At 41.7% G+C, this 18,701-nt stretch carries 15 protein-coding genes; 2 read left to right on the top strand and 13 right to left on the bottom strand.

All coding sequences use genetic code 11. The annotated features are described in order from the left end of the window. Positions 1–58: 58 nt before the first annotated feature. Positions 59–709 (bottom strand): peroxiredoxin, encoded by a 651-nt coding sequence (locus tag ACOYVE_RS14060; RefSeq protein WP_014855143.1) that lies wholly within the window; start codon positions 707–709, stop codon positions 59–61. A 12-nt stretch (positions 710–721) separates the two neighbouring features. Beyond that, the gene (locus ACOYVE_RS14055; RefSeq protein WP_014855144.1) at positions 722–1,192 is read right to left on the bottom strand and encodes a Dps family protein; all 471 of its coding nucleotides are present in this window, start codon (positions 1,190–1,192) and stop codon (positions 722–724) included. Positions 1,193–1,387: 195 nt separating this feature from the next. Between ACOYVE_RS14055 and ACOYVE_RS14050 the strand changes: the two genes are divergently transcribed. Then, positions 1,388–2,872 carry a sigma-54-dependent Fis family transcriptional regulator gene (locus ACOYVE_RS14050; RefSeq protein WP_014855145.1) on the top strand — a complete coding sequence of 495 codons (1,485 nt, stop codon included), beginning with the start codon at positions 1,388–1,390 and terminating at the stop codon, positions 2,870–2,872. On the opposite strand, the gene ACOYVE_RS14045 is transcribed toward ACOYVE_RS14050, so the two are convergent. From ACOYVE_RS14045 to ACOYVE_RS14005, 9 genes are all read right to left on the bottom strand, one after another. Next, positions 2,869–3,339: a YciI family protein gene (locus ACOYVE_RS14045; RefSeq protein ID WP_014855146.1), complete on the bottom strand. Its 471-nt coding sequence runs from the start codon at positions 3,337–3,339 to the stop codon at positions 2,869–2,871. The genes ACOYVE_RS14050 and ACOYVE_RS14045 overlap by 4 nt on opposite strands. Further along, the gene (locus ACOYVE_RS14040) at positions 3,336–4,385 is read right to left on the bottom strand and encodes a UDP-glucose--hexose-1-phosphate uridylyltransferase (protein WP_014855147.1); all 1,050 of its coding nucleotides are present in this window, start codon (positions 4,383–4,385) and stop codon (positions 3,336–3,338) included. The genes ACOYVE_RS14045 and ACOYVE_RS14040 overlap by 4 nt, the downstream gene beginning before the upstream one ends. Then, on the bottom strand, positions 4,382–5,533 hold the full coding sequence (locus tag ACOYVE_RS14035; protein ID WP_014855148.1) for a galactokinase: 1,152 nt from the start codon (positions 5,531–5,533) through the stop codon (positions 4,382–4,384). Before ACOYVE_RS14035 ends, ACOYVE_RS14040 begins: the two co-directional genes overlap by 4 nt. Positions 5,534–5,535: 2 nt before the next feature. Beyond that, complete coding sequence (locus tag ACOYVE_RS14030) at positions 5,536–5,736, bottom strand: hypothetical protein (RefSeq protein WP_014855149.1); 201 nt, start codon at positions 5,734–5,736, stop codon at positions 5,536–5,538. 18 nt (positions 5,737–5,754) lie between these two features. Further along, positions 5,755–7,416, bottom strand: coding sequence for a sodium:solute symporter family protein (locus ACOYVE_RS14025; RefSeq protein WP_014855150.1), 1,662 nt, complete (start codon positions 7,414–7,416; stop codon positions 5,755–5,757). A 135-nt stretch (positions 7,417–7,551) separates the two neighbouring features. Beyond that, entirely contained in the window at positions 7,552–8,559 is a 1,008-nt protein-coding gene (locus tag ACOYVE_RS14020; protein ID WP_014855151.1) for a LacI family DNA-binding transcriptional regulator, read from the bottom strand. A 111-nt stretch (positions 8,560–8,670) separates the two neighbouring features. Next, on the bottom strand, positions 8,671–9,792 hold the full coding sequence (locus tag ACOYVE_RS14015; protein WP_422882468.1) for a C-GCAxxG-C-C family (seleno)protein: 1,122 nt from the start codon (positions 9,790–9,792) through the stop codon (positions 8,671–8,673). A gap of 12 nt (positions 9,793–9,804) precedes the next feature. Then, positions 9,805–10,236 (bottom strand): tetratricopeptide repeat protein, encoded by a 432-nt coding sequence (locus ACOYVE_RS14010; protein ID WP_041355748.1) that lies wholly within the window; start codon positions 10,234–10,236, stop codon positions 9,805–9,807. A gap of 171 nt (positions 10,237–10,407) precedes the next feature. Next, entirely contained in the window at positions 10,408–11,706 is a 1,299-nt protein-coding gene (locus ACOYVE_RS14005; RefSeq protein WP_422882467.1) for a sigma-54 interaction domain-containing protein, read from the bottom strand. A gap of 192 nt (positions 11,707–11,898) precedes the next feature. Here ACOYVE_RS14005 and ACOYVE_RS14000 point away from each other — a divergent pair, with 192 nt between their 5' ends. After that, a complete protein-coding gene (locus tag ACOYVE_RS14000) occupies positions 11,899–14,301 on the top strand; it encodes a TonB-dependent receptor domain-containing protein (protein WP_422882466.1) in 2,403 nt (800 codons plus the stop codon). Between the two features lie 37 nt (positions 14,302–14,338). Here the strand turns inward: ACOYVE_RS14000 and ACOYVE_RS13995 are convergent, their stop codons facing one another. Together ACOYVE_RS13995 and ppc are read right to left on the bottom strand one after the other, a co-directional pair. Further along, positions 14,339–15,874, bottom strand: coding sequence for a bifunctional GNAT family N-acetyltransferase/carbon-nitrogen hydrolase family protein (locus ACOYVE_RS13995; RefSeq protein WP_014855156.1), 1,536 nt, complete (start codon positions 15,872–15,874; stop codon positions 14,339–14,341). Between the two features lie 10 nt (positions 15,875–15,884). Then, positions 15,885–18,632 carry a phosphoenolpyruvate carboxylase gene (gene ppc / locus ACOYVE_RS13990; protein ID WP_157867289.1) on the bottom strand — a complete coding sequence of 916 codons (2,748 nt, stop codon included), beginning with the start codon at positions 18,630–18,632 and terminating at the stop codon, positions 15,885–15,887. Positions 18,633–18,701: the final 69 nt, after the last annotated feature.

The following is an 18,701-nucleotide window of genomic DNA, read 5'->3' as shown; positions in this document are numbered from 1 at the left end:
GATTTAATTGTAAAGTGGCGAGGGAAATAAAAAGGCTGCAGGGCTGCAGCCTTACTAATCAAAGCGATTTATAAGTAAACCACCAGTCGTATCCTTCGGCAGAGGATTTTCTTTTTTCGGCTTCGTCAATATCTTTCGGAGGTGGAATGATTACTTTATCCTGAATCAATTCGTTGTTGGGCCAGTTCTCAGGCATTGCAACCTTATTGACGTCCGAAATTTGAAGAGCTCTGAGAGCTCTCAACACTTCGTCGATCTGTCTGCCAATTTCCTGCGGGTAGTAAATCATAAGGCGTATAACTCCGTTCGGGTCGATCAGGAATACCGCTCTTACAGTGTTGGTTCCTTTGCCCGGGTGCACCATGCCAAAAGCTTCCGCTACTCTGCCCATATCGTCTGCAATTATCGGGAAAGGAATTTTAACGCCGATTTTTTCTTCGATCCATTCGACCCATTTAATATGCGAGAACACCTGGTCGATTGAAAGTCCGATCAGTTCGGCGTTTAGTTTTTTGAATTCGTCGTTCCTCTTTGCAAAAGCAACGAATTCGGTAGTGCACACCGGCGTAAAATCCGCAGGGTGACTGAAGAGCACAATCCATTTCCCTTTGTAATCGCCTGGAATATTTTTCACGCCGTGAGTTGTCTGCACCGTCAGTTCCGGCATTTTGTCGCCTATCAAAGGGATCCCGTTTTTTACCTGTTCCATTTTTCTTACTCCTTAATTATTAATTAATGATTTTAGCATCCAAATATTTTTCTGGTATTTCTGAGCAAGACCGTATAAAAGTCCCGCAGTCACTTCGTCTTTGTATTCGTCCTGAATTCTTGCAGCGTTTTCGAGTATACGATTGGTTACCAGCTCATAGTCGTTAGTAAATGTATTGACCATTTCATCCGCTTCGGGATAATAATTTTCTGTTTCGGTAATATTAGAAAGCTTTAAAAACTCGCTCATAGCGCCGGGCGCATAGGCGCCCAAAGCTCGTATTCTTTCGGCAACTTCATCAATATCGTCGGCTAATTCGTCGTACAATTTTTCGAACAGTTCATGAAGTCTGAAAAAGTGTCCGCCGGTTACATTCCAGTGATAATTTCGTGCTTTAGTGTAAAGCACAAACTGATCTGCCAAAACAGACTTGAGAGCTTCCGCTATTTCTACAGTTACATTATTGGCTACTTGCGTTGTCATTTTTTCCTCCGTTTATTTGTTTATAATTAAAATCACTACTTTTATTGCAAGATGAGTGCCAGAATTTTTCACATTCATAACTCATTTAATTTCAATAAGTTACTATCTCTTTACTTTCACTTGTTGAAGAAATAACTATATTTAGTTATTTTAACAAACGATATTTCGTTATCCAACTATTAATCGGTGTATAATATGAACGAACTGAAATTAAATACAATCAGCTATTTAACGCCTGCGGTTACAATGGATATACTGTTGGAAGCCATACAGGAGATTGTGCCGTATGAACTTGCGGTTATATCGAGCCGGGAAGGGGACGACAAATTGAAAGTTCGTTACGCAAAAGGGCCTCTGATAACCGACGAAATCTACAATTTCGAAATTGACCTTAAAAAAAGGACGGACATAAGGGACGTTCTCATATCCGGAAACGTAAAATTGGTGGAAGAATCGAAAGATCCCCATCACGACGACACATACAAAGGCGTTATCGACCTCCCTTTGGGCCATTCGTGTATGCTGGCTCCGCTGAAGATTAACGGAGAAATACTCGGTTTGATGACTCTTGATCATCGACAGTGCGATATGTTCACACCGATGAGAGTCAATCTTACTAATACATTGTCAAAATTGATATCTCTGGCTCTTGCCCAATCGATAATGAACGATTCCCTGCTGAATGAAAAACAAACTTTGATATACGAAAGAAATTCTCTGTTGGGAGATGTATCATCCGTTCTCGAGGGTCTGGTAGGCAAATCGCAAAAATGGATTCAGATAATCGAAAAAATCAAATTGGTTGCCCCGACGGAATCACACGTAATGATACTCGGCGAGACCGGCACCGGTAAAGAGCAGGTTGCAAAGTCAATTCACGCTCTTTCAAACCGCTCCGATAAACCGTTCATAACGCTTAATTGTTCAGCGCTAAATTACAATCTGGCTGAGAGCGAATTATTCGGACACGAAAAGGGAGCTTTTACGGGCGCGGTGTCGCAAAGACGGGGACGTTTTGAACTTGCCGACGGCGGCACTCTTTTTCTGGACGAAATTGCCGACCTGCCCTTCGAAATACAACCGAAATTACTGCGCGCAATTCAGGAAGGAACATTCGAAAGATTGGGCGGCGAAAAAACCATCAAATCCGACGTAAGGATTATTTGCGCCACAAACGCAGATTTGCTTGAAAAAGTTAAAGAAGGAAAATTCCGCGAAGATTTGTATTACCGCCTGAATGTATTTCCGATAAAACTTCCTCCGCTCAGAGAACGAAAAGAAGATATATTCTTACTGTCCAATCATTTCATAGAAAAATTAGGAAAAAAGCTCAACAAACCGAACATAACTCTTTCCGAAGAAGCATTGAGCAAACTGAAGAACTACAGTTGGCACGGCAACGTACGCGAGCTTCAGAACACACTAGAAAGGGCAATTATTTTGTGCAATTACGGAGTAATAAAACCCGAACATATAATTTTCGAATACGAAGAAATCAACCATGATACGGCGGAAAGCGACGACACAATAGCTGCGTTCGACGAAGAAGTAAAAAAGATTATACTCAGGGCGCTCAGAAAATCGAAAGGTAAAATTTACGGCGCAGACGGCGCGGCAGCGCTCTTGAAATTAAAGCCGACAACTTTGCAAAGTAAAATGAAAAAGCTCGGTATCGCCTAATCGGCAATATTTAACCTGCTTAATTTTGAGTGTATTTCGGGTATCATCATAACCGCCGCGGAGCCGTACCACGACTTTATTTCCATTTTAAGAACGCCGGCTTTCACGGCGGGATCTGATTCGGTAAGCCTCCTGGCTTCATCCAAAGACTCAACGTCAAAAATAAAAATCCCTCTCATATCGCTGTCATCCAGAAACGGTCCGGCTAAAATCAATTTTTTCTCTTCCGCTAGTTTAGTAATATTTTTAAGATGCGCTTTTTGAATTTCGCTCCGTTTAGATTCGTCTTCGATTTTAACGTCGCCGCGGTAGAGAAATACCGTCACGTACTTTTTCATGCCGTATTGATCTGCGCCGAGCCGCTTTGCCAAAGTGGAATCGTATCCGTTGTTTTGCGCCGTAGTTTTGACCGAAACAACCGATAAAACAAGAGCGATTATTACCGGCATAAGATTCGAATTTTTCATTGCATATCCTTGTAATGTTTAGCCGGCAATTTACGCAGAATTTCCGAACTATACTCCGGCGTAATGTCCCTCTGGGGTTCGGCGAGCATTTCGTAGCCGACCATAAATTTCTTAACCGTAGCCGACCTCAAAAGAGGCGGATAGAAATGCATGTGAAAATGCCATTCTTTGTGTTCCCTTCCGTCCGTTGGCGCCTGATGTAGCCCTGCGGAATACGGAAAAGATACTTTGAATAAGTTATCGTATTTGGTTGTTATTGTTTTGAGTATATCGGCGAAATCTCTTTTTTCCTTTTTTTTGAACTGTAAAATATTCGATATCGGTCTGCGGGATACAATCAAAGTTTCGTATGGCCAAACCGCCCAGAACGGCACCACGGCAACAAACGAATCGTTGCTATAAACCAAGCGTTCCTTTTTGCGCAGTTCAAGCTTCAGATAATCCTGCAGCAAAGTTCTTTCATTCTTATTAAAGTATTTCCTGAATTGCTTTAATTCTTTGAGAGGTTCGTTGGGAATCTCTTCCTGCGCCCAAATCTGGCAATGAGGATGGGGATTGCTGTTCCCCATAATTTTCCCTTTGTTCTCGAATATCTGGACATATTTTATAAAAGGTTTGCTTCCGAGGAATTCAAATTCATTCTGCCAGACGGAAATTACGTTTTCGATATCTTCCGTGTTCATCTCGGCCAATGTTAAATCGTGCCTGGGCGAGAAATTTACAACCCGGCAAATTCCTTTCTGACTTTTAGCTACGAGCAGATTTTTTTCGTTCAGGTCGAATTTCGGAGCTTCTTCCAACAAAGCGGAAAAATCATTTGTAAAAACAAAAGTCGATGTATAATCCGGATTCCGTTCGCCGTTGGCTCTCACATTACCCGGACATAAATAACATTGCGGGTCGTACTGAGGTCTTTTGTCTTCCTGCGTTTCCGATTGTTCTCCCTGCCAGGGTCTTTTTGTTCTATGCGGAGAGCAAAGCGTCCACTCGCCCGTCAAAATATTCAATCTTCTGTGAGGGTAATCGGTCAAATTTGAATTCTTCATAACTCGATAATTTCCGTTCCGTTGTTTATTGAAGTGATATAAACTTCGGCTTCGATACCGAATTTCTTTTTATAATTTTCTTTTACAAATTGCGACACGGAATCGACATATTTATTTTCAATCAGATTTATCGTACAGCCTCCGAATCCGCCGCCCATCATTCTGGCTCCGTATACTCCTTCCCGATCGGCGACCAATTCAACAAGATAATCCAGTTCAGGGCAACTTACTTCGTATTCCTTACTCAGACCCTGATGCGAACCGTACATAAATTGCCCGAATTCGCGCAGATCATTTTTGTTCAACGCTTCGCATGCGCTCAGGAGCCGTTCGTTTTCTTCAATCACATACTTACATCTTTTATAGATTACGCCGTCAAGTTGATCCTTGTTTTCTTCAAGCATATCGAGAGTAACGTCTCTGAGCGATTCGATATGCGGATATTTTTGTTTAATAATATCCACGCCGGCAGAGCATTCCTTCCTTCTTTGATTATATTCGGAGGACGCCAATGAATGAGAAACATTCGTGTTAAAGAGCACAACCGAAACACCGTCGAATTCAAACGGGAAATATTCATAATCGAGACTTCGGCAGTCGATTCTCAATACATTGCCCTTTTTGCCGAAGATATTAATATACTGGTCCATAATTCCGCATTGAACTCCGACAAATTGATTTTCCGCTCTTTGAGCCAACTTAACCAATTCGATTTTATCGAAACCCAGATCGAACAAATTGTTCAATGCGTAAGCCAGCCCCGCTTCAATTGCTGCGGAAGAAGAGAGTCCCGCGCCGATCGGTATATTCCCCCCGAACACACAATCGAATCCCATTATTTCTCTGCCGGATTGATTAATCTGGTCGACAACGCCAATTAAATAGTTTGCCCAACTTTTTTCCGATTTTCTTACTTCGTCCACTTCAAATTGCCATTCTTCGTTAAGATCAAACGCAAACAGGTTTACTTGTTTGTCTTTTCTCGGTTTAATTGCGTAATAAACCGCCTTATCGATTGCAGCCGGCAGAACAAATCCCATATTATAATCGGTATGCTCGCCAATAAGATTGACTCTCCCGGGCGATCTGACTATTACAGGTTCGCCCTCGAAGAGTTCGTAGAATTTTTCTTTAATGGAATCAATCATTTTCAGACACTCTGATTTTTAGTTTTGAAAAACATGACCGCGCCGAATAGAACCATCACAGCTCCCCACCAGAGAGAAGGGTGAGTTTCTTTAAGAACCGTATTTACCGTTTCGGGATAAAGCGCCTGATAGATACCGTTCAGAAAAATTATCCCGCCCATTATTAAAAGTATTAATCCTACAAAATACCATATCGGTTTCATGATTTATCTCCTTGGTTTTTACCAAAAGATTACATTTAGAATAATTAAAACAATTAACGAAATAACCGCATAGAACTCGGGCTTTTTGGTAAGAGGAATGTTTTTGTCAATTTTCTCCTCGGTTAATCCCTTGACCAAACCGACAAGTTCCTCTTTCGGCTTCTTCTTGGTAAACAAACTGATAACAACCGTCAGCACAGCGCAAATTAGCCAAGCCCACCATGCTCTCCAGAAGTTAGCCGCCATATCGCTCTGTACGCTCGACATTGTTATAATACTCTCATTGAACCAGTCGAATTTTACGCCCAGGTACATAAAGAAAGAAGAAAGCATACCGATTACCAATCCCCAGAAAGCGCCGTTTGGGGTAATCCACCAGACAAACATGCCGAGCAGCATAGTGGCAAAGAGAGGAGCGTTTACCCACGAAAAGATTGCCTGCATATAGTCCATGATACTCGGAAAACTTTTTGCCCAATAAGCGGTTCCCAACGAAAGAATAACTCCAACTACCGTAGATACTCTTCCCATCCAGAGCAGGTGTTTGTCGGAGGCGTTTTTATTCAGTACCGATTTATAAATATCGTACGTCCAGACCGTATTGAAAGCGCTGATATTGCCCGCCTGTCCCGCCATAAAGCCCGCAAGCAAAGCGGTTACGCCGAGACCTACCAAACCGCTCGGATAATATCGTGCAATCAGGAGCGGCAAGGCCGAATCGTAATTTACCTGTCCCCCGTCTTCCAATAATTTAAAACCGCTCGAAGGATCATTCGAAAGAGCTATAGCGACCAAACCGGCTAAAATAACAATAAAGGGAAGAGCCATCTTAAAGAATGAGGCTAAAATCGGAGTCATACGAGCGGCTCTTAAATCTTTGGCGGAGAACGCTCTTTGCACTACAAGGAAATCCGTCGTCCAGTAGCCGAACGACAAAACAAATCCGAGCCCCAGCACAATGCCCGCCCAGTGAACCAACATGCCGTTTTGAGTCGGATCGCCGGAAGTAGACCAGAGCGTATTCATCGATTCCGGCAGTCTGCTCAAAATATCGTTCACGCTGCCGATTTCAATTATACCCATAACTGAAACAAGGAACAGACCGAACCAGATTAAGAAAAACTGAATAATTTCCGTAAAAATTGCCGACATTAATCCGCTCAGCGTAACATAAGCCGCAACAGTAGCAGCCGAGGCCCACATACTAACATCCCAGTTCCATCCCAGAAATGTATGGAGTACAAGAGCCATTGCATAAAGATTAATACCGGAGACGAGCAGTGTCATTACGGCAAAAGAAATTCCGTTAATAACCCTGGTTTTTTCGTCAAAACGGAGTTTCAAATATCCGGGAATCGACTTTATTTTACTGCTGTAGTAAAAAGGCATCATATAGATTCCGAGAAACAGCATAGCCGGGACTGCGCCTATCCAATAAAAATGAGCTACATACATCCCGTATTTGAAAGTGTTGCCCGTCATGCCGAGCAATTCGAGGGCGCCGAGATTAGCCGAAAGGAATGCGAGTCCAGCAACCCACGAAGAATTTTTTCGTCCGGCAAGAAAGAAATCTTCCTCGCTCGTCGTAAATTTTTTCAAGTAGAAACCGATTCCGATAACAAAGACGAAATAGATAAGGATTATAATCCAGTCGATAAAGGAGAGCCCGATTGCTTCCATATTTTTACCTTTTTTATTTATTAGAATTAAAATGCCAGGTATCAGCTACAGATGGAGAAAGAACAAATTCAAGAGTCAAAATAAAGTAATAAAAACGAATTATGCAAACGTTTGCAGAAAATGTTAAAAATTTTTTTATGTCGATTTTCTTACGATTAATTCCGTATCCAATACAACCACCGAAGGCTTTATACTTTCCTGGGGATTTTCTATAAGATCTATCAGTATTTCAGCCGCTTTTTTGCCCATTTCAAAAGACGGCTGATCGACGGTTGTCAACGGCGGATCCACCAAAGTTGTTATTTTGTTGTTCGAAAACCCCACTATTCCGATATCATCCGGTATTTTCAAACCTTCTTCTTTTATTCTTTGAAAGGCTCCTACCGCCACAGGATCGTTTACGGCAAAAACCGCGTCGGGAACCGTTCTTTTTTTGATTAATTCGTCCATAGAGCTATAACCGTCGTTTTCGTGCATGCCGCCGTATATTATATATTCTTCCTTTAACGGAACGCCCGCATATAAAAGAGCTTCTTTATACCCTTCCAGGCGCTCTTTACAAATTTCGAGCGTTTTAGGACCGGCCAGATGAGCTATATTTCTGTAGCCTCTTTCAATTAAGTGCATGACTGCTTTGAAGGCGCTCTGTTTATCGTCGATTATGACTTTGAATACGTCGAGTTCGTCGATTACACGGTCGAAGAAGACAAGCGGTATGCCCCTGTCAATCAGCGCCTGAAAATGTTCTCCCGACTTTGTACTCTGAGATATCGACACAATCAAACCCGCAACACGCTGCTGAACCAGGGCTGTAGTATTGACGACTTCTCTTTCAAAACTCTCGTTCGACTGCGATACAATTATGGTATATCCTGCGTGATATGCAACTTCTTCAATACCGCTGATTGCCGAAGAGAAAAAGTCGTGTTTGATTTCAGGCACTATTACTCCGATTGCATTTGTGCGTTTGGTCTTCAGGCTCTGTGCAATCTGATTGGGAGTATAATTTAGCTCTTTGGCTGCTTTTCTGACTTTTTTCTTCGTCTCCTCTTTAACATCGGGATGGTCGCTTAAGGCTCTCGAAACTGTCGAAGGCGAGATTCCTAATTTCCGGGCAATATCGTTTATCGTAGTATGTTTCATTGAAAATTTATTCAATCAATACTACAATAATATGCGTTATCGACTTTATTATCAAACGGGAAAATAAAAAGTGCGGCTGCGGACACAATTATCCGCAGCCCAATGAAATGATTATTTCGCAAGGTTCATTTTGCGTGTGAACTGATATTGTCCGGCGGTCATTCTTGCAAAATAGATACCGCTTGTAACTTTCTTACCGAAGTTATCCGTGCCGTTCCATTCAACGGTGTAATTGCCGGGGTTCAACAATTCATGGTCGATAAGCCTTTTAACTTCCTGCCCCATGATATCGTAAACCACTACTGACACTTTTTCATTTTTAGGTATGGCGAATTGAATTTTTGTAGACGGATTAAAGGGATTAGGATAATTTTGCGACAACTGATAATCCGAAGGAATTGAGCCGTCGGACTCGATTAGTCCCGTAACACTGTGCGGATCGCCATGGCACGGTTCGCAATCCATCTGAGTCATAACCGTATTGAAAGCAGCCGGACCGTGACATGTCTGACATTGAGCGGCGTATTCATTGGTAACGTATGTAGATGTAAAAGTACCTGCAAAATATGCGTTCAGAATTTCAGCGGTTTTTGCCGCAACATCGCCGGTAAGACGAGCGCATCTTTCCTTTCTTTCGATATCGCTCACTTTTTTCTTAGCAATCATACACCATTGAGAAACAGATGCATGACACAAAACACTGCCTCCTACCGATTGCGGTAAAACATCGTTATACTTTTTATCGATATATTTACCGTCGACAGCAGCTTGATTGGCAGCGTCGCTCGGAAGTTTTTCCGTGCAGTACCAGCCCCATAACTCGTTAATTAATTTTCCGGAGTCGGCTTTTGGTACTACGAGACTGATAAGAGCGGCTCCGCCGTTTGTGGCTCCGCACAATGTTCCCCAGCCGACGCCTCCGCCTCGACCGAAAAGCATAACCTCGATCGGCATATTAGTCCATGGATCGCCGATTTTCTCTCTCAGCGCTTCAACCAGACCTCCGTATGCGCCAGAACAGCAATCCATATCGTTCCAGTAAAGATGATGGGCGCGGATACGAACGTCTTCAGGGTCCAATGCTTCGTACGGCCAGGGCCAGGTTGCGTCTTTTGGACTAGCTAAAATTTTTCCTCCGGACAATGCGTTCAAACCTGCGACACCGGCTATCGCGCCGATTGCATATTTGGAGGTGTTCGATAGAAATTCTTTTCTAGTTAATTCTTTCGGCATAACGTTTCTCCTTTAATTATTTAGTTTGACGTACGGTTCTATTAGTTTTATTATGTGAAACAGTCTTTCATCCGAACTATATTTTGAAGCTTTTTTGAAATTTTTTATTGATTCTTTCGCGTCGCAGTAGAGCCAGAGCATACCGAGCTGCAAATATTTTTCATATTTATTTTTCGTGGGTATTTCGTCTTTTTCGATTTTATTTACTAGATGAGGGCAGGGACAATCCTCCCAATCGGGTCTTGTGTTTATTATTATTTCAATGTCCTCTTCAATAAGGGAACAAAATTGACTGAAGGCATCTTCAACTTTACCCACCTGCGTCAGGCATATTATCAGCTTTTTCCTGATTAATTTGTTTCCGGGGTCTTTATCGAGAGCTTTTTCCAGCTCGTTCAGAGCCGAATAGTAATCCCGGATCATAAAATGATAATTTCCAAGCATCTCACTCATGTCTGGAATCGATACAAAATGCTTGCCAAAAAAAAGTTAGTTAAATAGACAAAAAGATGCTTTTATAACTTGCATGAGTGTTGCATTTGCAACGTTTTTTGGTAACTCTTTAGTGTAGAAAGAATTACGAAATTGCAACGCAATGTTGCACTTGCAACGTTTTTAGGTAAGATTGCTCTCTTTCATCCAGCGCCAGAGAGTTGTACGATTGATTCCCAGTAGACGAGCTACTTTCGACTTGTTCCAGTGGTTTTCTTCAAGAAGCTGAAGCAGGCGTGCAGGGCTTACACTCTGGCTTTGCTTTTTACCGCATGTAGTTTTACCGTCGAATATAAATTCCGGAAGAGAACAGAGTGTAATCGATTCCTCGCTTTTCGTTCGAATGACGGCATACTCAATTACGTTTTCGAGTTCGCGGATGTTTCCCGGCCAATGATATGCTATTAAAATATCGAGCGCGTCTTTATCGATTTTTACAATCTCTTTTTTGTAGACGAAGTCATATTTCTTAAGAAAATGAGTAACCAGAAAAGGAATATCTTCCTTGCGTTCTCTCAATGGCGGCACTTCAATCGGAATTACGTTCAATCTGTAATAGAGGTCTTCTCTGAATTTTCCGGCTTCTATTGCTTCTTTAATATCGACATTCGTAGCGGCAATAATTCGCACGTCCACCTTACGCGTTATCGACTCGCCGAGCCGTTCGAAAGTGCCTTCCTGTATTACCCTCAGCAGCTGAGCCTGCATTTGAATCGGCATTTCCGCAATTTCATCGAGAAAAATCGTTCCGCCGTCGGCTAATTCGAATCTGCCGATCCTGTCTTTAACCGCATCGGTAAAAGCTCCTTTGGCATGCCCGAATAATTCGCTTGCAAGTAAGGACGGAGGTAATACGGCGCAGTTCACTTTAATATATTTTTCGTTTTTTCTTTTGCTCGTAGCCTGGATAGCGTTGGCAATCATCTCCTTGCCCGTACCCGTCTCTCCCGTAATCAATACGCTGGCGTCGGTATATGCTATCTCCTGAATTAAATTAAAAATATTAGTCATAACGCGACTATTTCCAACTATCCCGTAGAAATGCTCGCAGTTGTCGTATTTATTATCGAGCAAATACGACAAATCCCTGAATGTTACTACTCCGCCAACGGGGTTCTGGTCTTCGTCTTTCAATATTCCGACATTCAACTTAACATTTACAAACGTGCCGTCTTTCTTTTTAATTCTCGATTTTAAGTCAAACAGATTTCTGCCGCTTGAAAGAGCTTCCGCAATAGGACATTTGCCTGTGCAAAGGTCGGACTGAAAAACCTGCTTGCACATCCTCCCTTTTACTTCATCCGGATCGAATCCGGTTATTCTTTCGGAAGCCTTATTGAAATAATTAATAACAAAGTTTTTGTCGACTGTAAAAACACCCTCGGCAAGAAAATCCAATATTTCTTCTTTTCTTCGCTGCATTGAATCACCCGTTCACACTTATAGATAAAAAGTGTCTTTTGTCTTTTTTTTAACAAAAATATAAAATTCCCCCCATGAAGTAAATAAAAATCGGTAATGGGTGTGTAAATTTTTAAACTCATTGGCAAGACGCTCTGTCAAATGAACGATAATTTTCTTACCGCTGTTTATTTTTCTCGAAAGGAGCATAAAATGAAAAAATTATTATTCCTACTATTGCTGGGCATTTCTCAAGTTATAGCGCAGAGCGGAGGTAAATTAACCGGGCGCGTACTCGATGCATCGACAAGAAATCCCCTGGAATTTGCTAATTTGGTTTTATTCAACGCCGCGGATTCAACTCAGTATTCAGGCACAGTCACCGACAAAAACGGAAATTTTCTTATCGAAAAGATCAGACCCGGAAAATATTATTTGCGCATCAGTTTTATCGGATACGATAATCGTTTCATAAACGACCTCACAATTAAACCGAATACCACGCTCGATTTGGGAATTATCGAAATTTCGCCGCGCACTGTCGGCATCAACGACGTTGTAGTGAGCGGCGAACGAGCGCCGATTTCTTACGAAATAGACAAAAAAGTTATTAATGTGGGACAAAACATAGTCGCCGCTTCCGGAACCGCGGTCGATATTCTTGAAAACGTACCTTCAATTACAGTAGACGTCGAAGGCAATGTCAGCTTGCGCGGAAGCACTAACTTTCGGGTTCTTATCGACGGCAGACCGTCCATATTAGACCCGAATGAAATTCTTCAGCAAATTCCCGCCAGCGAAATCGAAAACATCGAGATAATTACAAATCCTTCTGCCAAATACGACCCGGAAGGCACAGCGGGCATTATTAATATTGTGATGAAAAAAAATAAGAATATCGGACTGAGCGGATTGGTAGAACTTAACGGCGGACTGAAAGACAAATACGGCGGCGAAATAATAACCGACCTCAAAAGCGACAAACTCGACATTAATCTCGGCTTAAACTACAATAAAAGAAATTTCGGAATAGACCAGAATCAAAACAACTGGACTAACCGAAACGATATTTTTACATACTATAACTCAATCGGCACGTCTAACAGAAACAGAGAATATTACGGAATAAGAGGTTCGATTTCTTACGATTTCGGCAATAAAAAGATTCTGACTTTCGGAGGCAGAGCGGGCAGCCGTTCGTTCGGAGGCAATTCAAATCTTTATTATACTCAATGGAACTCTTTGAATACGCTTCCCGAAAGCTACATAAACAGTTCGAACCGAAAGAGGAGCGGCGATTATTATTCCCTCTTTTTAAATTATATACATAATTTTGAAGAAAAAGGTCATCAGCTTACCGCCGACATCAGTTTTGACCGAGACAATTCCGACGAAGAATCGAGAAACAATCTTCTACTCGACAACAAAATAGTAGACGGTAAAATAAATACAGAATCCGGTCCCGGCAAAGAATTCACCGCTAAAATCGATTATACGCTTCCCCTCGGCGGCGAAAGAAAATTCGAAGCGGGATATCAGGGACAAATCGACATTTCGGACGAATCGATCGGACTGTTGAATTATAATCCGGTAACTTCAAATTATGATTTCATTGAGGAGTACAGCCATACCACCAAATATAACCGGAACGAATCGGCTATCTATTCGTTGTTCCAGGATAAAATCGGAACATTCGGATACCAATTCGGATTGAGAGCCGAATATACCGGCAGGTCCGTCGAAATTCCCGACAGCAGTCTTGAATTCACTCTTTACAGATGGGACTTTTTCCCATCGCTTCATATTTCGTACGAAATTTTCGAAGGCAACGAAATAATGACAAGTTACACACGGCGAATTAATCGTCCCAGAGGATGGGAATTCGAACCGTTCTATACATGGATGGACGCATATAACGTTAGAATCGGGAACCCTTCCCTTCTGCCCGAGTATATCGATTCATACGAACTCGGCTATCAAACTTTGATCGGCAACACTGTATTTTCGGTTGAAACTTATTACCGCGTAGTAAAAAACAAAAAAGAACGCGTACGCTCTGCTTTTTCGGATAACGTTACTTTGATGAGCGTGCAAAATGTCGGCACCGATTATTCGCTTGGAACCGAACTCTTTTTGAATTTCGATTTGATAAAGAACTGGAATATAAACCTGATGGGCAATCTCTACAACTACCGTATAAAAGGGCGATTAAACGACATACCTTTCGAAAGAAGCAGTTTCAACTGGAACGTTCGATTCAACAACTCGATAAAATTGACAACGAGCACCACGCTTCAATTTAACTTAATTTACAACAGTCCGAGCGTATCCTCGCAAGGCAGGCGCGAATCCTTCATGTTTACAAATCTTGCACTGAAACAGGAATTTCTCAATAAAATGCTGAGCGTAACGCTTCAGGTAAGAGACCTGTTCGGCACCGCTGAATTCGAGATGCAGGAAGAATCTCACGACTTTTACAATTACAGTCATTTCAAACGGGAAGCTCCGATTGTAATGCTCAATCTCCGTTTTAACATAAACAACTATAAAAACAACCGTCGCGAAAATCAGGGCGAAGACATGCCTCCGAACGGAGGAGTATCTGATGATTTTTAGAACTCAGGCTGTCCTGTTTTGACAGGACAGCCTTATTCTATTCTTTCCAGTCGATTTTATAGAGGTCGAGTCTTCTGTCGTTCCAATTCCTGGTTGTTCCTTGCAGTCTTGCTTTTCTGAGTAATTCAATATCCACATCATGGATAACAACTGTTTCCACATTTGGCGTACATTCCGCTGCGATACCGTCGCGCGCAAAAACGAAATCCGAAGGAGTGAGAATTGCCGACTGAGCGTACTGAATATCCATATTTTCAACTTCCGGCAGATTTCCCACGGTTCCCGCCATAGCCACGAACACCTGATTCTCGACGCAACGAGCCTGAGCGCAATATCTTACCCGCAAATATCCTTTCCTTTCGTCCGTACAGAAAGGAACGAATATTATATCGGCTCCTTTTTCGGTGGCTATTCTAGCAAGCTCCGGAAACTCAACGTCGTAACAAATTTGAATCGAGATTTTTCCTGCGTCGGTCTCAAAGACCTCCACTTTGTCGCCGGGTTCGACTCCCCACCATTTCCTTTCATTAGGCGTAATATGAATTTTATATTGTTTGCCTATTTCTCCGTTTCTCTTGAAGAGGAAAGATACGTTATAAAGGTGGTCGTTTTCGTTTACAAAATGCGACCCGCCGATAATATTCACGTTGTATTTGATTGCCAGATTGGTAAAAAGCTCGAGATATTGCGGAGTAAAATTGCTCAGTTCGCGGGCTGCAAGTCCCGGTCTTTTATTATCGATGAACGACAGGAGTTGAGTAGTAAGCAATTCGGGGAACAAAACAAAATCACTTTTATAACCGGACGCCACATCGACAAAGTATTCGCATTGTCGCGCAAACTCGTCGAAGTTATCTATCTTTCGCATTCTGTATTGAACCACGCAAATTCTGACAGGCTGCGAACTGTAATATTTCTTTTTTGACGTCGGCGAATAATTGAGATTCGTCCATTCCAGAAGCGTCGCATAACCCGCCGATTCTTTATCCGTATTCAGGTATTTAGGTATCAGTCTTTTAAGTACAAAACCGTTGGATAATTGGGTGGTCAACACCGGGTCATAAATTATTTTTCTCGAGACCCTGTCCACGTATTCCTCGATAGAAATTTTATCCTTGAAGTCGTTGTAACCGGGCACTCTGCCGCCTATAACGATTCTTTTAAGATTTTTTTGGCGAGCCAATTCCTTGCGAGCTTCGTACAAACGACGCGCTAATTTCATGCCTCTGTACGCCGGGTCTACCATAATTTCGATGCCGTAGAGCGTATCGCCCTGAGGATTATGGTTTGTAATATATCCTTTGCTGCTGATATCGAACCAGCTATGCTCTTCGTCGTAGATATCTATATCGACAATCAAACTTGAAGAAGAAGCGATTATTTTTTTCTTATACTCAATAACAATCTGGCCTTCCGGGAATATTCGCAACTGGCTTTCTATTTGTTCCTTTGTCCACGGGTTCATCCCGGGGAAGCATTTTTTTTGCAGTTCTACCAGATCGTCGTAATCCTCCGGCCGTAAATTCCGGATTGTTATTTTTTTCTGAAATTGGTCCAGATTTTTTATTGTCATTTTTCCTCCATTATCCTGTATTTCTCAAACCCGAAGATATTCCGTTGACAGTAGCCCGGAGCAGGTTCAGTATTTTTTTCTTTTTGTCGCCGGGCAATTTTTTATTTCTGTACAACTTTAAAAATCTTATTTGAATAAAACTTACCGGATCAATATAAGGATTGCGCAGCAGAATTGATTGCTGTAATATTTTGTTTGAACCGAGAAGTTCTTTTTCCCGCGTGATTTTCAATACGGCTTCCACGGACCTCCTATATTCTTCCTCGAAAGAATTAAAAATCTTTTTGTTGGCTTTGTTTTTAACGCACAACTCGCTGTAATATTCACGCGCTATCATTACATCGGTCTTGAGCAAAACCATTTCAATATTTTGAATCAACGTTTTGAAAAAATTCCACGAATTAAATATTTCCGACAATTCTTTCCATGTGGTTAGTCCTTCCCTGACCGCTCGGTTTATTGCATAGCCGAATCCGTACCATCCTGACAAAGTTTGACGGTTTTGCGTCCATGCAAAAACCCACGGTATGGCTCGTAGATTTTTAATGTCGTTTCCTTTTTTACGCGAAGCCGGTCTTGAACCGATTTCGATATTTTCTATTACGTCTATCGGCGTAGCCGTTCTGAAATATTCAATGAAGTTTTCCGACTCAATCAGAGAACGGTAGTGTTCAAACGCATAACCGGAAATTTTGTCGAACAGATTATTGTACCTGAATAAATACTCCGGCTGTTTCTTTAATTCAGTATAAATAGTGGCAATCAAAACCGCCGACGAAAAATATTCGAGACTTCTGATAGCCAATTGAGGAACCAGGTACTTAAATGAAATCATTTCGCCCTGTTCGGTAATTTTCAGTTTACCGTTGACAGTGCCTCTCGGCTGGGAAAGAATCGATTGAAAAACCGGTCCTCCTCCGCGCGAAATGCTCCCGCCTCTTCCGTGAAATAATATTAATTCGATATTGTTCCTGTCGCACAGAGCTTTCAGATTGACCTGCGATTTGAACAATTCATAATTCGACGTCAATATACCGCCGTCTTTGTTGCTGTCGGAATACCCGAGCATTACATATTGAATTTTATTTCTGCATTCGAGGTGATTCCTGTAAGCTCTGTTATCGAACAATTCTTTCATTATATTTTGCGACTCTCTCAAATCTTCGATTGTTTCGAATAGCGGCAATATATCGAGCTGCGAATTCAGTATTTTGTTTTTCCTTACTTTAATAACGCCGGCTTCTTTTGCCAGCAGCAATGCAGAAAGGACGTCGCTTACGCTGCTGCAATTGCTTATTATGTAGTCCTTACTGCTGTTTGACGAAATATTTTCGCGCGACCATTTAATCAAGCCGATTTCCCCGAGCACCTGTTTCGTCGGTTGTTTCAGCTCTGTATTTATCCCTATTAACGGTCTGTCGTTCAAAATTTCCGCGGTAAGAATTTCCGTTTTTTCTTTATCATTGAGACGCAGGTATTTATTCGTAACTCCGCTCTTTTTTAAAATGTCGTCGATAGCGTTTCTTATCAACGACGAGTTTTGTCTTATATCGAGCGTTGCAAGCTGAAATCCGAAGGTTTCAATTCGTCGAATAACCGGCAGCAGAAAGTTTTCGGCAATTTCTTTACCCTTGTTCTTTTGAAGACTTATATACATTAAATAGAGGTCTTCGAGAAGTTGTTTTTCGTTTTTGTACGAATATGCTTCCATCTTCAACGTGCGCGTCAATCTTTCTTCGATTATCAGAAAATACGCTCTGTATATTTCGCTGGGATTTCGATCTATCGATTCACGAATTTCTTTTCCAAGTTTATTCTTAAATTTTAGCACGTTGCTGATAAGAGCGGGTTCTGCGCCGGTAATCTTGTAAGAAGCGCTAATTTGTTCGTACAGTTTTTTAATATCGTCTATGTACAGATTCAGGATTACCGATTTCTGGTAATTGAATGTATATTTAGTAACTTCTTCGGTAACGAAGGGGTGCCCGTCGCGGTCGCTTCCGACCCAGCTGCCGAATCTCAAAAAAGGCTTGCCCGATAGCTTTTCGCCGTAGTTTTCTTTTAATTTATAATCGAGGCGCGCGTAGAATTCCGGCAACACCTGATATATTATATTTTTAAGGAAAAAGATTATTCTTTCTATCTCATCATAAACCGTAATTTTGGAAGACCTGATTTCCTCCGTTTGCCAGAGTAAAGTTATTGTAGTGTAGATTTGTTTTTCAATTTTTCTGTATTCGAAACCGGCTCGGTTGACCTTCTCTCTCATCAAAAGAAGTTTCGTTATTTCGAGAATTTTCCGAAGTATTGTCTCGCGCGTCGCTTCAGTCGGATGAGCGGTAAATACCGGGGATATCTCGGTCTTTTCAATCACTTTTTTCAGGAGCTCGGCTTCGACGTTTTCCTCTTCTATGACTTCAATCAATTTATTCCACGTATCGCCGTTGTTTTCTTTTTCTCTCTTTAATATTTGGAACACCTCGTCGGCTGCATTTACTATAAGGAAATAGATATAGAAAGCTTTTACGACTTTGCGAGCTTTGTTTTCATCGAGAGCAGCCACAATCCTCTTAATTTTTTTCTTTGCTTCCACTGTATTTCCCGATCTGAATTCTTTCGACAAAACCCGAAGGTTTTCAACGGCATTAAATATTTCTCTGCCCTCTTGCTCTATTAAAATATTGCCGAGAATTGTTCCCAGCTCTTTAATATTGCGACGCAGATTGTCGTCGATAATAATTTCTTCTTTCCGCAGCATGCAACTCCTTTTTTCCAATTTTGTTTTATAATTTAAAATAATTATTATGCAAATAAAATCGAGAGCTGC

It is taken from the genome of Melioribacter sp. (genome assembly GCF_049325435.1).
GTDB classification, from domain to species: Bacteria; Bacteroidota; Ignavibacteria; order Ignavibacteriales; family Melioribacteraceae; genus Melioribacter; species Melioribacter roseus.
The sequence above is the reverse complement of the archived record's forward strand: the minus strand, read 5'-3'. Positions and strand labels throughout refer to the sequence as shown.

Excerpts from the sequence above, each read along its gene's own strand:
- ACOYVE_RS14060 (WP_014855143.1), bottom strand. The coding sequence starts at position 709 with ATGGAACAGGTAAAAAACGGGATCCCTTTGATAGGCGACAAAATGCCG.
- ACOYVE_RS14055 (WP_014855144.1), bottom strand. The coding sequence starts at position 1,192 with ATGACAACGCAAGTAGCCAATAATGTAACTGTAGAAATAGCGGAAGCT.
- ACOYVE_RS14050 (WP_014855145.1), top strand. The coding sequence starts at position 1,388 with ATGAACGAACTGAAATTAAATACAATCAGCTATTTAACGCCTGCGGTT.
- ACOYVE_RS14045 (WP_014855146.1), bottom strand. The coding sequence starts at position 3,339 with ATGAAAAATTCGAATCTTATGCCGGTAATAATCGCTCTTGTTTTATCG.
- ACOYVE_RS14040 (WP_014855147.1), bottom strand. The coding sequence starts at position 4,385 with ATGAAGAATTCAAATTTGACCGATTACCCTCACAGAAGATTGAATATT.
- ACOYVE_RS14035 (WP_014855148.1), bottom strand. The coding sequence starts at position 5,533 with ATGATTGATTCCATTAAAGAAAAATTCTACGAACTCTTCGAGGGCGAA.
- ACOYVE_RS14030 (WP_014855149.1), bottom strand. The coding sequence starts at position 5,736 with ATGAAACCGATATGGTATTTTGTAGGATTAATACTTTTAATAATGGGC.
- ACOYVE_RS14025 (WP_014855150.1), bottom strand. The coding sequence starts at position 7,416 with ATGGAAGCAATCGGGCTCTCCTTTATCGACTGGATTATAATCCTTATC.
- ACOYVE_RS14020 (WP_014855151.1), bottom strand. The coding sequence starts at position 8,559 with ATGAAACATACTACGATAAACGATATTGCCCGGAAATTAGGAATCTCG.
- ACOYVE_RS14015 (WP_422882468.1), bottom strand. The coding sequence starts at position 9,792 with ATGCCGAAAGAATTAACTAGAAAAGAATTTCTATCGAACACCTCCAAA.
- ACOYVE_RS14010 (WP_041355748.1), bottom strand. The coding sequence starts at position 10,236 with ATGCTTGGAAATTATCATTTTATGATCCGGGATTACTATTCGGCTCTG.
- ACOYVE_RS14005 (WP_422882467.1), bottom strand. The coding sequence starts at position 11,706 with ATGCAGCGAAGAAAAGAAGAAATATTGGATTTTCTTGCCGAGGGTGTT.
- ACOYVE_RS14000 (WP_422882466.1), top strand. The coding sequence starts at position 11,899 with ATGAAAAAATTATTATTCCTACTATTGCTGGGCATTTCTCAAGTTATA.
- ACOYVE_RS13995 (WP_014855156.1), bottom strand. The coding sequence starts at position 15,874 with ATGACAATAAAAAATCTGGACCAATTTCAGAAAAAAATAACAATCCGG.
- ppc (WP_157867289.1), bottom strand. The coding sequence starts at position 18,632 with ATGCTGCGGAAAGAAGAAATTATTATCGACGACAATCTGCGTCGCAAT.